Here is a 13051-nt window from a genome sequence, read left to right as displayed (position 1 = left end):
TATCGGGCAGCCTCTTTTTTTTATAAAGGTAATTGTTCTAAAATTCCAATTCAAAATATAGGCTACTCGCCTCATTATCTTCAGTTACATCTTCTCCCTTTAACAGCTCTCCGGAGTCATTCAATACCTTTAAATTCAATTTCCAATATCCTGTCATACTCAAGGACAATTGTCCTTGATACATTTGGGATGTTGCATCATAGGTTAAATCCTTATTATTGGGAGAACCGTGGTTCCCCATACTGGTCATTCTCGGGTCTAGGGTGACGGTATAATTCTCTACCAGTGAAAATTCTTTCATGCTCTCCATTTTATACAACACCGCCGCCATATTATTTAAACCTTCTTTAGGCTTTTGCGGCGAAACCATGGCCAACACATATTTTACATTATCGCTACCAGTGAATGTGGTTACCTTTTGCTTACCATCGGTCGGATGGTTAACATCTATGGTTTTTGAGGCCGTATAATCCGTTCCATCTACCTTATAATTAAGGGTCAACTCCCAATATTCTTCTGCCTTGCCTGCCATTTGAAATACCAAATAACCTTTTAGGACAGTATTATTTTCCGTTGTACTTAATAAAGATTTTGGCCCTGAATGCATCATAGTCTGCATATGCATCATTGGGGTCCATGTAATTTCTGGATCGGCAAAATAAGTTTCCCGGTCATTGTCCTTTATTCGGATATAAATTTCATTGTAACCCGTAGTAAAACCTTCGCCCTCGGTATAAAGTTCTATGGTATGCCCATTGGCTTCCATTTGGCTTACCATATTAAATTGGGCCATAGGATTCTCTTCAATTATTGCGGAACCATCGTCCTTGGAACAAGAAATTGCTCCCATGCTAAGAATAAAAGTAGCTAAAATTATTTTTATTGTTTTCATCGTTATTAGTTTTATTTAATTGAATAAGTCAGTGTTAAGAATATATTTCTTCCCATTCTTGGAATATTTTTCCAATCTGTATAGGTAGAATACTCTTTGTCAAAAATATTTTCGACTCCAAATTTTGCCATAACGGAGTCATTGTTCATATAAAATGTCTTCCCTAAGGAGATGGAAAAGACGGTATAGGCCAAAGTTTGATCTTCCCCGTATTCGGGGTTATAATTTACTTGCTTGGTCGCCCCAGACATCTTAACGGCCACAGAGAATGTGTTTTTATCGTACTGTAGTGCAGAACGATAAGAAAGAGGACTAATGAATGGCAAATTTTCCCCTTCGCTATCGCCTCCTAAGTGATAGGAGATAAACCCTGTCCATTTTAATTCTGGCAGAAGGGAGTACTCGGATTCTAAAGCGGTATTAAACAATCTGGCATACTCCAAATTTCTATATAACTTTACGCCATCGGCCCCAAGGGTCATAGTACTTAGTGAAGGGTCTACCACCCCTATTATATAATCCGGGATATGGAAAAAATTAGCCTCGGCACTTATATTAAACTTGGGCTTCTCATAGGATAGTTTGGCATTGACCTCCATAGATTTTTCATTTTTAAGTCCTGGGTCCCCTACATAATCGTGGTTATCAAAACTGTTAAAAATATAAAACCCATATCCTTCGGTGACCGAAGGAGCCCTATCACCATAGGATACTCCGGCATTTAGGTGCCAAGGCATCCACATTTTGTGCCATTGCCCGGAAATACTTTTTAGGAAACGGGTTTTGGAAGCTTCCATCTCTGGATAAAATATCCGCAGGCTATTTAGGCCAAATTCATCGGCTACATTCTGATTCTGTAGCGCTATTCTAGTTGCGATTTTTAAGGAACTCCCTTTTAAACTCAATTCATCCTCAACATAAATTCCGCCATTAGCAGTGCGCACATCGGGCCAAGTAAGCATAAACATTGGTTTCTCATTGGGGTCCTGTGGGTACATCGTCATTTCTGCCAAAGACCTATTGTAATACCCATCTACCTTGAACATTAATTTATTGATGTTACCATTAAGACGTGCTTCGGAGAAAAACCCATAGGTATCGCTCCAGCCAGGCATATCCATATGTATGGCCACATCGGGACGATTGGTATCGTCCATCACATGGGTAATGGTATTCATGTAGAGTTTAGAATTCCAATGATGTAAACGCCCCCACAAGGAGTCCTGCTCATACCTTAGCGAGCCTATAATAGCCTGTGCCGAAGAAACATCCATAGGCAATGCCGGATAGCCCACATCACGGGCCTCATCAAATATAAAACTTGCGGTTATGGCATTATCATCGGCCAATTTATAGCCTATATTTGCAGAAATATTATATTTTGTAAACTGTGAAAACAGCACTTCCTTATCGCCACCAGCCTTATAATTTTCTGCCTTGCGATAAATGATATCCGTATCGGCATAAAATTTAGCACCGGAATAATTCAACTCACCCCCTATAATGGATTGTTGGTTATTGCCTTCAAATCCGGACTCCACACCTCCTCTAAAACCTGTATTTCTAAAATTGCTCTTATCGAGCTCTAAATCTATGGCTCCACCGATAGTATTTCCGTGTTTCGCGCCTTGTTGTCCTGATGCGATGTGCGCCTTTGATAAATTAGAGGCATCTACATAGGAGGTTATAGGATCCATTTTATCGGTACAGGCACCAAAAATTCGCATCCCGTCTATGGTCACTGAAAGACGTTCCGAAAACATATTGTTTAAGGTAGGCTCCCAAGCATAACCTCCTCTTTTTACCATGGCTACCTTTTTGGAAGATTCCAAAAACTCATCTAAAGATGATAGTGGCTTTGCCTGTTTGTGGAAATTAAATGCCTTTTGGGCCGAAATCATAATAACCTCATCTAGATTGATCATGATAATAGAGTCCTGGGGAAGTACCAATTCCTGGGCCGAGATAAAGCTAGGGAAGGCTACACACCCCATTACAATTCTCTTACATAACCTATGTGTATACAATGCCAAAAGTGTATGACAAACCCTTTGGACAGATTCCTTTACTTTCATCTGTAAGTTTTAAAGATTTTAAAAAGTCTAACAAAACGTGAGGCCAAGGCACAGCACAGCTGTGATATCAATAATCATTTCCAATAAGGTGCAATGAGTATTGTAACCAAGTCGGTTTTATTTGATTCTATTTATAAAAAAATAAACGGAAGCCCATATGAAGTTGTTGGACATAAGTCCTAGGAACAACCTATATAGCAGTATGGAGGTTATACTCCTTCTGGCGGTTTGGCAATATCTGTTAAGAATTCTCTAGAGAATAGATTTTGAGTAGATTTAAAATTGTCTTGAACAGTATCGTTGTAGTTTTCCAAACCAAAATTAAATACGGATTCAAAAGAGGTAATAAACTGAATTTCTAGTTTGGAAGGATTGGCTTCAAAGGGGTTTTCTTCACTCCCCTCAGATTCCTTGGCCAATTGTTTTGCCAAATAGCATTTTCCGTCACAATTTAGTAGCGGTTTATCACGGTTCTCACATAAATTTTCAACAATATAATCATAATTTATTGCGTACTCTGCTACCGGCCAAAATGGCTTTATCAGCATTAGTATCCCAACAAACAAGACGAATTGTTTCCTCAATTTATATTTAATTTAGCGTAACGGCACTTAGTAGTTTCCAAAAGGCTTCTAACAAACTATAAAACCAATTACAGTGCGAAGATAGCGCTGGGAGTTATAAAATAAAAATGACGGATGTCAGTTTTTTCAAATTAAGCTTTGGGCATGTAAAATTGTATCAACCAAAAGAACATGGGGTTTAGTGATATTCCTTTTATATTACAATGCTATCCGGTACAAACATTCCCGTCTGTCATTATATTTTGCCGCAGCATAGCTATAGCCCCTTCTAAAAAGGAAGTTGTTTCTATTTGCACGGCTCTTATTTCGTTTACTGCTATTTACGGGATTTGTTCTAAATACATTTTTTTGCGTTAGGGACCGCGGCGGCATCCCCGCAGCGGCGCAAGGGATATAGCCAAGGGCCCGGCCCGTTAGGGAAACGCCCAAATAATTTTTAAACACATTATATCGACTAGAAGTTGACCACCTATTATGACGACATCTCTCTACTTTCATCTAAAAACGGGACAAAGCAATCTTTGAGAGAAATAATACGTATTTTTGCTTAACACTAAATTTATTATCAATGTTTTCTAAGGCCTGCGAATACGGTATTAAAGCCACTATTTTTATTGCTGTTAAATCTTTACATGACCAACGTGTGAGTCTAAAGGAAATTGCCGAAGAAATAGATTCGCCCGTAGCTTTTACTGCTAAAATTCTACAATTATTGGCAAAAAGCGGTATTGTAGATTCTCATAAAGGCCCTACAGGCGGGTTTCAGATGGATAGGACAGGAATAGACAATGTAAAGGTATATGATATTGTTTGTGCGATTGACGGGGATAAGATTTTTAATGGCTGCGGTCTTGGATTAAAACACTGCGATGCTGAGCACCCCTGTCCGGTACATGATAAATTTATTGCCATTAGGGACAACCTCACGACTATGTTACAAAAAACAAGTATGTTTGAACTAGCCACAGGACTAGATATTGGTCTTACCCAGTTAAAAAGGTAAACCTTGGTGCAAACATCTATCCGAGCATAAATAAGAATACCATCTAAGCTTTACCTCAAAGATACGAGTGGGTACTACCCTATTCTATATTCTATTGGCGTATTTTGGCAGCTTGGCCTTTACACCTAGGATATACTAGGGAAATATGCCATTGGATGCGTAAAACCATTCCCCTTCCCCAGAAACTAGAATAACCAACATCCTTATACCCACACAAGCTTGTCATTGTACTGGATCAACTTTTAAATATTTGAGTGCTTCTACAGACTGTGGGGAAAAATTTAATGCAAGTTAGCGCAACGTACCCCTCGACTTACTACTTAAAGGTATTCTTTACTCCGAAAAAGTATCGTTGTTTTATTTCGGATAATTTTGTCTTAAATAGAAATAATGTGTACTTTTGTCATACGTAAAATACGTTTTCAACGTATTTAAAGACATCTAAATACTGTTCGGAAACCTTATAAAAAGCCCTAGGGAATGTTCTTTTAAGGAGTGATTTTGCCTAAGCAGCATGAAATAATGGTGATTTTTAAAGTATGTTTTTTAACGCTTAGGGTTTTGATTTAATTTATTTAAGGATAAAAAGGTCTTTTTATATTTTTTATGAATAAATAAAGTATCTATAGGCTAGAAAAACAAATTTAGGAAACAACCTTTAATCACAGGTATTATGGAAGTAATTAACAATCCCGATCTAACGCATTTACATATAGGAAGCGCCTTAAAAGTTTTAAAAATAAACGCTACTGCCGGTATGGGAATGCCGCTTCATCACAGCACCAAGGAAGGCGTAATTATAGTTCAACAAGGAGAGGCAAGGCTAAAGTCTAAGAATAATATTTTTTTCTTACAAAAGGGTAGTTCTTTTTTAATCCCTGCCGGCTTAGAACATAGCCTTACCATTCTAAAAGATTTTAAAGCGGTTGTCGTAATGGCAATTGATTCTAATATAAATTTTAAAAATTAAATAACATGGAAAATTTAATGACCAAAAACATTGGGGAAATAGTAGCTGAAAACTACCGAACCGCACAGATTTTCAAAAATCATAAAATCGATTTTTGTTGTAAGGGGAATAGAAGCATCCAGGAGGTTGCTGAATACAACAAATTAGATGCTAATATCCTATTACAGGAAATAGAAACGGTATCACAAAAAAGTACGGACGATTCTATTGATTTTAAGGAATGGCCTTTAGATCTTTTGGCCGATTATATTGAGAAAAAACACCACAGGTATGTAGCGGAACAAATTCCAGTATTGAAGCAATATTTAAGTAAACTCTGTAGGGTTCATGGGGAGCGTCATCCTGAATTACTTGAAATCACCGAACATTTTAACAAATGTGCAGGAGAACTGACCATGCATATGAAGAAGGAAGAATTAATTGTTTTCCCGGCCATAAGCAATTTGTTAAAAGCTAAAAAAGAAGGGACCAAACTGACTCCCGATAAGTTTGGAACGATCAACACCCCTATTCAAATTATGATGGAAGAACATGAGAATGAAGGAGAACGATTTAGACTGATCGATAGTTTGAGTAACAATTACACTCCTCCTGCCGATGGTTGTAACACTTATAGGGTAGCTTTTTCCTTGCTTCAAGAATTTGAAGAGGATTTACATCGTCATATTCATTTAGAGAATAACATCTTATTCCCTAAGGCCCTTGCTTTGGAGAAGCTTTTAAATGTTTAAGGCATCTATTTAAACGATAGTAGTCAGATCAGGAAAACTTTAGCTGTAAGAGGCCATTTGGCAGTACCCTTTTAAAAATCTCTTCCTTGTCCCCTTACAGCTATAGACCTTAAACACAAAAATGATTGCCTATAAGATCGCAATCAAATGGCATTCAAAAATTCAAGAAAGCAAATCAGTTCCTTAACGAAAATAAAACCGATGAAAACAAAACCTATTAAAAGACATATTTCTATGCAGCCAATAAGCCACGATCATCATCACAGTTTATTGTTATGCTGGAAAATTAGGACAGGGATTTCTAAAGGTATGGACCCAATACGAATAAAACGATATGCCGATTGGTTTTTTGAACATCATATACAACCTCATTTTATCATAGAAGAAAACCTGATTTTTCCAATTCTCGGAGACCAACATGTCCTCATAAAAAAAGCTCTTCACGATCACAAAAGACTACGAGCTCTATTTAGAAAAACCGATGATTTGGCTACAACGATTCGTTCGATTGAAAAGGAACTGGCAAGTCATATAAGGTTTGAAGAACGCATCTTATTTAATGAAATTCAAAATCTAGCTACGGAAGAACAACTACAATGGATATCCATGGCGCATACAGCGGAAAAATTTCAAGAAAACACCGTAGATATATTTTGGGAATAAGGCTTATGTCATGAAAATAATAGGAACCGGATTGAACCCAATTAAGCAAAAGAAAACGAGTACCAATCAAAAAAATTACAATCTAAAAAATAAAATCATGAGACTATATCAAAATTTATTGAGCGAATTTAAACGAGAACAAACAGGTTATTCTACCAGTGGCATCATTGCGCAGAGTTGTATTGGCTCTGTTGCTGCCATGCTCTTACTCATGAGCGATATAAATTCTCTGCCAAAGTTTGTGCTTTTATTTTTTGTCACTATTTTATGCATGGCCTATAACGGGGCTGTTTTGGCACAATTAAACTCAAAGATTACCTTTAACTTATTACTATTGAGTTTATCATTTAGCCTTATGACCATCATTATGAACCTGATATAGCACAACACCCATATGGATAGGCAAAAAGAATTTCAACTAACCTATTACAACGAATTTGCCGAAAGATGTGTAGCCAATTTTAGCACCAATGAGTATCACAGTTTAATGGAACTCCTTTTTGACAAATATTTAGAGGAATGGGGGGACTGCAAAGGGCGAGCCTGGTGTGGCACCTGCCATATCCAGCTTATTGATGGATGTTTACCTATAAGCATTGACGATCAGGAAAGGCACACGCTCTCCAAAATGGATGACACCACTGAAACGAGTCGCTTAGCGTGCCAAATACCCTTAAACATTGAATTAAACAATATTTTTTTTAAAATTATTTCAGACAATACATATTGATTTATTATGTAAGTTTAAAAGTTTTAGATCCTTCTTCAAAGGGTCATTTATTTTATTAATAACAGTAACAGCAGTATCCCCAAATGGTTATAAAAACGGAAATAAGAAATAGAAAAGATGTCAACTTATTAGTCATTACCTTTTATGGCAAAATCAGACAGCACCCTATCTTAGGGCCAATATTTAATGGTATTATCAAGGATTGGGAATCCCATTTAGAATTATTGACCGATTTTTGGGAAAGTCAGCTCCTACTACAACGAAAATATGTTGGCAACCCCATCGTCGCCCACCAAGAGGTTGATGCGAAAATAAACCATAGTATTACACCAGAGCACTTTGGCCTTTGGCTAAATGAATGGTATGCCACCATTGATGAGCTTTTTGAAGGTGACATTGCCCATATTGCTAAAAATAGGGCTCAAAAAATGTCGACAATGTTATACATGCACATGTATCAGCACAGACATAATGACTAACCTCTGGACAGAAGCTCTAGTTTTAAAAAAACGTTTAAGAAACTCTTTAAGGTTACCTTATTTCTTTGGTTGTAATATATTTCTATTCCTCAGCGCTTTTAGACCTAAAAATTCAGCTTTAAACTGTACATATTGTGTTCTAGGCTACTATTAGAGCCATATTGTTTCCTCCAAAGTTTTATAAGGTTACTGCCTCCTATTTTTCCAAAGTATTAGAAACAAGCTTAAGGGTATTAAAAAGCTGAATCCAGCCAAAATTTCCATATACCCATCAAAAAGCGACCACTTTTGCCAAATAACGAGTCCCTTGTAAAAAATAAGGAGCTCCGTAGCTATAAACCCTAAAAGATAAAGTATATATCCCCTCCTAGTTATATCGATCAACCTAAAAAAATGTATAAAAAACAAAATACCTACGGTGATCACTCCTAAGAAAGTCCAATGTAAATATCCTATAGTAAAATCGATAATGGATACGGCCAGGTTGGCAAAATAAGGTATCGCCGTTAGCCATTGTAAACTCAACTTTACACCTAAAAGTAGGGTAAGAACAACCATTATACCTCGTTGAAACTCGGACAGAACCCCATGTAGGCGTGGTTTGTTTTTATACCATATAGACAGTAATGTGCCAAAACCAATTAACTGTAGGCTTGCCCCTATTCCCCCCAATACGTAAAAAGAAACACTCGGACTTGTCCATAAGGTGGATAAAAAAGAGCTCAATATCGTTCCAATGGACATACTCCAAAAGAACAGCCTAAACCTTTGTAGTGGAATGGATATTTGCACTTGTTCCAACATGTAGAACAACAGTCCTAGTAAGGCAAACAACATCCAACCGTTGTATTGAAAATGGAGGTAGAAATAAATAGCCAATCGGTACCATATAGATTCTGGCCCTAAAATTGTCATGATGCCCCCTAAGGCCCATGGCCCTGCACTAGATAGGACCAAGAACCATAACGCTATATGAATACACCTATAGGAATAGGTGCGTTTAAACGCTATAGGAATGCTTCTTATAAAGAAATAAGTAAACCAGTAAGAGGCAAAAAGGAACAGTGTAGAAAAAATAATAGAAAATACGGCATACCCTTGCCAAGGGAAACTTGCCAACATTCCAAGCAGCGTACATTGTGTAAACCAAAAAATAAATCTATACTGTTTATGCCGACCTTGCTCTTTTAAAAAGAAATGGTACAATACGCTGGTAAATGCTACATACACCCATCCCAAAAGTGCTATATGGGAATGGGTGTGTACAATAAATCGATAGTTCACAGGAAATGGAACCACCACAAAACTTCGCAACAACACTCCTAATAAAGCTGCCAACAAAAAATATGTCAAGGCTATTTTGAGATGTAGTTTGGTATTGATAGTGTAGGTACTGCCCATGTAAAAAACCCTAAATTAAAAATCTTTCCTCTTTGCCTTAAAACTCAAACGCAATATTGGCAACAACGTCCAAAATCCCAGCATAACAAAAGAAATGACAACCCCAATGTAGGTTCCGAAGAACTGCTTAAAAACAGCACCTGTATATCCTAAAAGTGCGGAAATATCCAATTTTAATAATATTAGGGTTCTAGAAAGGTCTATAGGATTAAACATTGTTGCCGCCAAGGAAAAACTATCCAAGGGATATTGTTCAAAAACAATCAAGGACATCAAGAACAAGCCATCATATATTACTGCTAAAAACAACCACATTAAAACGGCATACCCAAACCCTTTTATCTTATTTTCGTTAGATAAGGCTATATTAAATGACAGGGCGGTAAATATCAATGTTAAAAATGCGCCTGTAATCAATAGCAAAGAGAAATCCCAAATGGCGTTACTTTCAAAAAGCCCGTACATAACAAAGGGGATTCCAAGTCCCAGAACTAAGCTCATACTCAGAGAACCTGCCACCCCAAGGTATTGTCCGATAAAAATAGACGACCTTTTTATAGGCTGTGCCAATAAAAGCTCTGTAAATTCTTTAGAATTATAAAAATACATAACTCCAAATATAGTACCTATAAGGGGGACCAAAACTATGATAACATTCATCAAGGTTATAACCGCCTTGGACAGATCGTTATTTAAAAACAATAACACAAAACCCAATAGGAGATAAAATAAAAAGTATACATAACTCCAACGGCTACGCATTAAATCGTAAAAACTATATTTTAGTATTTTTATCATGGCTTTAATTGGATGATATTGCCGCTATGGCATGTTCAAAATTTGTTTGTTCGGTTTTAGTTTTCAAGGCTTCTATACTCCCCTTAAAATATATTTTACCTTCTAATAAAAATACAATCTCATCGGCTACATCTTCTACAAACTGCATTATATGAGAAGTAATCAATAGGGTTTTACCTTTTGCCTTTTCTTCTTTTATCAGGTTTTTCAACTTGATATGTGTTGCCGGATCTAAACCGTTAGTAGGTTCGTCCAAAATAATCAAAGGACTATTGAACATAAAAGTAAGGACCAGGTTTACCTTTTGTTTGGTTCCGCCAGAGAGAGTGCTTAATTTTTTGTCCATAAAAGGCTCTAGACCAAATAAGGTAATCAGTTTGTTTTCCTCGGAAGGCTTTTGCCTTAGGTCCTTGATCATCGCTATAAGTTCCTTGACTTTTAGGTTTCCTGGAAAATTTGCAATCTGCGGCAAATAGTTAATTTCTTGTCGATACTTCCACCCGCTTTTAATAGGTTTATCTAATACGGAAATACTCCCTTTGTTGGGCACTACCATTCCTAGAATACTCTTGATGAGGGTGGTCTTTCCTGAACCGTTAGGTCCTAGTATGGCAAATATGCCCCCACCTTCAATCTTTAGGTCCAAGGCTGAAAGCACTTGGTTTTTGCCAAACTTCTTATGTAAGTTATCTACTTGTATCATCACTTTTTTACTATTTTATTTTCCCTTACCACGGGTTTCATTAAGGGGTGTGAATCCACCAAATCGTCCGGAGTAAAAACGGGGGATACTTTTTCAGAAAAATCAATAATATCCATAAACAGGCTTCTCAATAGAATAATGGTTTCTGGCGTTCTATTGACGATATAGGAAAATAATTTCACAGGTCTATAGGGAATATCCCCAAATCCGTTTTTATCTAAATCATATCCGGTATAATTACTCCAATAATTCTCCTTAAATATATTATCGTTTAAATTACTATTATAGGCAATATCAAAGGAGTTGTACATAAAATTATTATGCATAAATGTATTGGTATAACATGCTCCACGAACTTTTATGGCCCATCCGTTTTTGATAAAATTATTGTTGTTATAGTTAATACGGTTAGATCCTTCTATATTAATCCCAATAGTGTTTTCCTCAAAGGTATTTCCAGAAATATCGGCATCGTTGATCTCTTTTAACAATAACCCGAAAGAGGCGGTACCCCAATTTTTCTTAAAGGTATTGTTTCGCATTTTTATTTTTTTTGAAAACATCACTGCTACACCGGCACCATTATTTTCGAAGGTATTGCCTTCATACAGATCATCATTAGAGAACATAAAATGAAGGCCATACCTAAGGTTCTTGGAGCTTATGTTATTTATGATGCTAATGTTGTCCGAGAATTCTAAATAAATACCATCCCTTACCTGTTGTACGGTATTTTGTTCTACTACAATATTCTTAGAGTACCATAGTTGTATGCCATTGCCAGAATTGTATTCATCTACGGCATCGCCTTTAATTTTATTCCGGTATATTTTTCCGTTATTGGACTTTTCCAAGTAAATACCAAAAAAGAGCTTCTCCAACACCAAGTTCTGAATTAGGAAATCGGCACTTTTAACTACTCTTACCGCCGCATAATCTGCGGTATAGCTTGTTCCTACATTGACTATAACTAATCCGTCTAGGGTAACGTTATCTGAAACTATAGTTATAATTTCGCCTTTTTCCTGGCCATCTATTACCGGATTGTTTTCTCCTAAAAGGGTTAGTGGTTTGTCTATTCTGATATTAAATTCCTTATAAGTACCTTTCTTGATCAGTAAGGTATCAAAATCTGCGGCAATTCTAACCCCCTCTTTTATAGAGTTAACCTCACAAGAAGCACATACTGTAATAGTATTGGCTTTTAGGGAGTTTCCTAAAAAAAGTAGGGCACAAAAAAGTAACAATAGAGTTCGCATACTTACAGGCTATCTTATGATCAAAAATTTTGAGTTTTCCTTGGCTTTTACCCAATGGGCGGTTTCTTTTTGAAAACTGAAATGTTGGTGTTTTTTTAATTGATATGATTCTCCATTTATATAAAAAAGGATACTGCCTTCCAGTACTATTAATTCCGCATTTTTAGGGGAAGTATGTTCGGGAAACGTGGCCCCTTTTTCTAAACAAATAGACAAAATCTCTAATTGTTCTGTTTTACAGATTTTCTTGATCTGCAATTCTTTATATTCCTGTATAAGGATACTATCGTCTATTTCGTACATAGTTACATTGATTTAAAATGCTGAAGTATTTCTTTCCAGCTATACCATACCCCATCGTATGCTTTGATGTGATCTTTGGATTCTCCAGCTCGGCTAAAGGCCGATAAATTAGCGCCCATAGGACTGGATATTTCACTACTGATTAAAAAATGTCCTATTCTGGCATCGATCAATTCGCCCGGGTTTCCATAATCATTCACCAGAAAAAGGGACACTTCCTTTTGATCTATTTCTTTTAAATGATTGAGCATGCATTCTATGGCATCAAACTTAAAAGCTTTTCCTTTTTTAGTTACAATTTGGGCTGCATGTTGCCTATCTACAATGGTCATACTACAAAAATAACACCCGTCACTGCCGTAATCTATGGGTTGAGGAGCTATTTTACACGAGCTAAGCATTAGTAAAACAGCACTTAATATAAAATAAAACGGTTTCATAGCATTGGGGGTATTATTCA

At 36.6% G+C, this 13051-nt stretch carries 16 protein-coding genes; 7 read left to right on the top strand and 9 right to left on the bottom strand.

The genetic code is table 11. The annotated features are described in order from the left end of the window. Nucleotides 1-37: 37 nt before the first annotated feature. From HCG49_RS10815 to HCG49_RS10805, 3 genes are all read right to left on the bottom strand, one after another. Nucleotides 38-892, bottom strand: coding sequence for a hypothetical protein (locus HCG49_RS10815; RefSeq protein ID WP_168469551.1), 855 nt, complete (start codon nucleotides 890-892; stop codon nucleotides 38-40). 11 nt (nucleotides 893-903) lie between these two features. Continuing rightward, nucleotides 904-2967, bottom strand: a complete 2064-nt coding sequence (locus HCG49_RS10810) for a TonB-dependent receptor (protein WP_168469550.1) — start codon at nucleotides 2965-2967, stop codon at nucleotides 904-906. Nucleotides 2968-3176: 209 nt separating this feature from the next. Beyond that, complete coding sequence (locus HCG49_RS10805) at nucleotides 3177-3551, bottom strand: hypothetical protein (RefSeq protein ID WP_168469549.1); 375 nt, start codon at nucleotides 3549-3551, stop codon at nucleotides 3177-3179. A gap of 568 nt (nucleotides 3552-4119) precedes the next feature. Between HCG49_RS10805 and HCG49_RS10800 the strand changes: the two genes are divergently transcribed. The 7 genes from HCG49_RS10800 (at nucleotide 4120) to HCG49_RS10770 (ending at nucleotide 8127) form a co-directional block, all read left to right on the top strand. Next, the gene (locus HCG49_RS10800) at nucleotides 4120-4554 is read left to right on the top strand and encodes an RrF2 family transcriptional regulator (RefSeq protein WP_168469548.1); all 435 of its coding nucleotides are present in this window, start codon (nucleotides 4120-4122) and stop codon (nucleotides 4552-4554) included. 673 nt (nucleotides 4555-5227) lie between these two features. Continuing rightward, nucleotides 5228-5524, top strand: coding sequence for a cupin domain-containing protein (locus HCG49_RS10795; protein ID WP_168469547.1), 297 nt, complete (start codon nucleotides 5228-5230; stop codon nucleotides 5522-5524). A gap of 5 nt (nucleotides 5525-5529) precedes the next feature. Beyond that, nucleotides 5530-6255: an iron-sulfur cluster repair di-iron protein gene (gene ric / locus HCG49_RS10790; RefSeq protein WP_168469546.1), complete on the top strand. Its 726-nt coding sequence runs from the start codon at nucleotides 5530-5532 to the stop codon at nucleotides 6253-6255. 234 nt (nucleotides 6256-6489) lie between these two features. Beyond that, on the top strand, nucleotides 6490-6918 hold the full coding sequence (locus tag HCG49_RS10785) for a hemerythrin domain-containing protein (RefSeq protein WP_240938681.1): 429 nt from the start codon (nucleotides 6490-6492) through the stop codon (nucleotides 6916-6918). Nucleotides 6919-6928: 10 nt separating this feature from the next. Continuing rightward, nucleotides 6929-7300 (top strand): hypothetical protein, encoded by a 372-nt coding sequence (locus tag HCG49_RS10780; RefSeq protein ID WP_240938680.1) that lies wholly within the window; start codon nucleotides 6929-6931, stop codon nucleotides 7298-7300. Between the two features lie 12 nt (nucleotides 7301-7312). Beyond that, a complete protein-coding gene (locus HCG49_RS10775; protein WP_168469544.1) occupies nucleotides 7313-7648 on the top strand; it encodes a 2Fe-2S iron-sulfur cluster-binding protein in 336 nt (111 codons plus the stop codon). Nucleotides 7649-7731: 83 nt separating this feature from the next. Further along, the gene (locus tag HCG49_RS10770; protein ID WP_168469543.1) at nucleotides 7732-8127 is read left to right on the top strand and encodes a group III truncated hemoglobin; all 396 of its coding nucleotides are present in this window, start codon (nucleotides 7732-7734) and stop codon (nucleotides 8125-8127) included. A 186-nt stretch (nucleotides 8128-8313) separates the two neighbouring features. On the opposite strand, the gene HCG49_RS10765 is transcribed toward HCG49_RS10770, so the two are convergent. The 6 genes from HCG49_RS10765 to HCG49_RS10740 are packed head-to-tail and all read right to left on the bottom strand — an operon-like array spanning nucleotide 8314 to nucleotide 13031. Continuing rightward, nucleotides 8314-9528, bottom strand: a complete 1215-nt coding sequence (locus HCG49_RS10765; protein ID WP_168469542.1) for a hypothetical protein — start codon at nucleotides 9526-9528, stop codon at nucleotides 8314-8316. Nucleotides 9529-9543: 15 nt separating this feature from the next. Next, nucleotides 9544-10326, bottom strand: a complete 783-nt coding sequence (locus tag HCG49_RS10760; protein ID WP_168469541.1) for an ABC transporter permease — start codon at nucleotides 10324-10326, stop codon at nucleotides 9544-9546. Between the two features lie 4 nt (nucleotides 10327-10330). Continuing rightward, nucleotides 10331-11029 carry an ABC transporter ATP-binding protein gene (locus HCG49_RS10755; protein WP_168469540.1) on the bottom strand — a complete coding sequence of 233 codons (699 nt, stop codon included), beginning with the start codon at nucleotides 11027-11029 and terminating at the stop codon, nucleotides 10331-10333. After that, complete coding sequence (locus HCG49_RS10750) at nucleotides 11029-12288, bottom strand: nitrous oxide reductase family maturation protein NosD (RefSeq protein ID WP_168469539.1); 1260 nt, start codon at nucleotides 12286-12288, stop codon at nucleotides 11029-11031. Before HCG49_RS10750 ends, HCG49_RS10755 begins: the two co-directional genes overlap by 1 nt. A 9-nt stretch (nucleotides 12289-12297) precedes the next feature. Continuing rightward, nucleotides 12298-12591: a cupin domain-containing protein gene (locus tag HCG49_RS10745; protein WP_168469538.1), complete on the bottom strand. Its 294-nt coding sequence runs from the start codon at nucleotides 12589-12591 to the stop codon at nucleotides 12298-12300. Nucleotides 12592-12593: 2 nt separating this feature from the next. After that, nucleotides 12594-13031, bottom strand: coding sequence for a nitrous oxide reductase accessory protein NosL (locus HCG49_RS10740; RefSeq protein ID WP_168469632.1), 438 nt, complete (start codon nucleotides 13029-13031; stop codon nucleotides 12594-12596). Between the last annotated feature and the right edge of the window lie 20 nt (nucleotides 13032-13051).

The organism is Arenibacter sp. 6A1, from assembly GCF_012272855.1.
In the GTDB taxonomy this organism is placed as follows: domain Bacteria; phylum Bacteroidota; class Bacteroidia; order Flavobacteriales; family Flavobacteriaceae; genus Arenibacter.
This window is presented reverse-complemented; position numbering and strand designations above follow the sequence as displayed.

Coding starts and splice junctions, on each gene's coding strand:
- HCG49_RS10755 (WP_168469540.1), bottom strand. CDS start 11,029: ATGATACAAGTAGATAACTTACATAAGAAGTTTGGCAAAAACCAAGTG.
- HCG49_RS10785 (WP_240938681.1), top strand. CDS start 6,490: ATGCAGCCAATAAGCCACGATCATCATCACAGTTTATTGTTATGCTGG.
- HCG49_RS10780 (WP_240938680.1), top strand. CDS start 6,929: ATGAAAATAATAGGAACCGGATTGAACCCAATTAAGCAAAAGAAAACG.
- HCG49_RS10760 (WP_168469541.1), bottom strand. CDS start 10,326: ATGATAAAAATACTAAAATATAGTTTTTACGATTTAATGCGTAGCCGT.
- HCG49_RS10745 (WP_168469538.1), bottom strand. CDS start 12,591: ATGTACGAAATAGACGATAGTATCCTTATACAGGAATATAAAGAATTG.
- HCG49_RS10810 (WP_168469550.1), bottom strand. CDS start 2,967: ATGAAAGTAAAGGAATCTGTCCAAAGGGTTTGTCATACACTTTTGGCA.
- HCG49_RS10765 (WP_168469542.1), bottom strand. CDS start 9,528: ATGGGCAGTACCTACACTATCAATACCAAACTACATCTCAAAATAGCC.
- HCG49_RS10770 (WP_168469543.1), top strand. CDS start 7,732: ATGGTTATAAAAACGGAAATAAGAAATAGAAAAGATGTCAACTTATTA.
- HCG49_RS10750 (WP_168469539.1), bottom strand. CDS start 12,288: ATGCGAACTCTATTGTTACTTTTTTGTGCCCTACTTTTTTTAGGAAAC.
- HCG49_RS10815 (WP_168469551.1), bottom strand. CDS start 892: ATGAAAACAATAAAAATAATTTTAGCTACTTTTATTCTTAGCATGGGA.
- HCG49_RS10740 (WP_168469632.1), bottom strand. CDS start 13,031: ATGAAACCGTTTTATTTTATATTAAGTGCTGTTTTACTAATGCTTAGC.
- ric (WP_168469546.1), top strand. CDS start 5,530: ATGGAAAATTTAATGACCAAAAACATTGGGGAAATAGTAGCTGAAAAC.
- HCG49_RS10800 (WP_168469548.1), top strand. CDS start 4,120: ATGTTTTCTAAGGCCTGCGAATACGGTATTAAAGCCACTATTTTTATT.
- HCG49_RS10795 (WP_168469547.1), top strand. CDS start 5,228: ATGGAAGTAATTAACAATCCCGATCTAACGCATTTACATATAGGAAGC.
- HCG49_RS10775 (WP_168469544.1), top strand. CDS start 7,313: ATGGATAGGCAAAAAGAATTTCAACTAACCTATTACAACGAATTTGCC.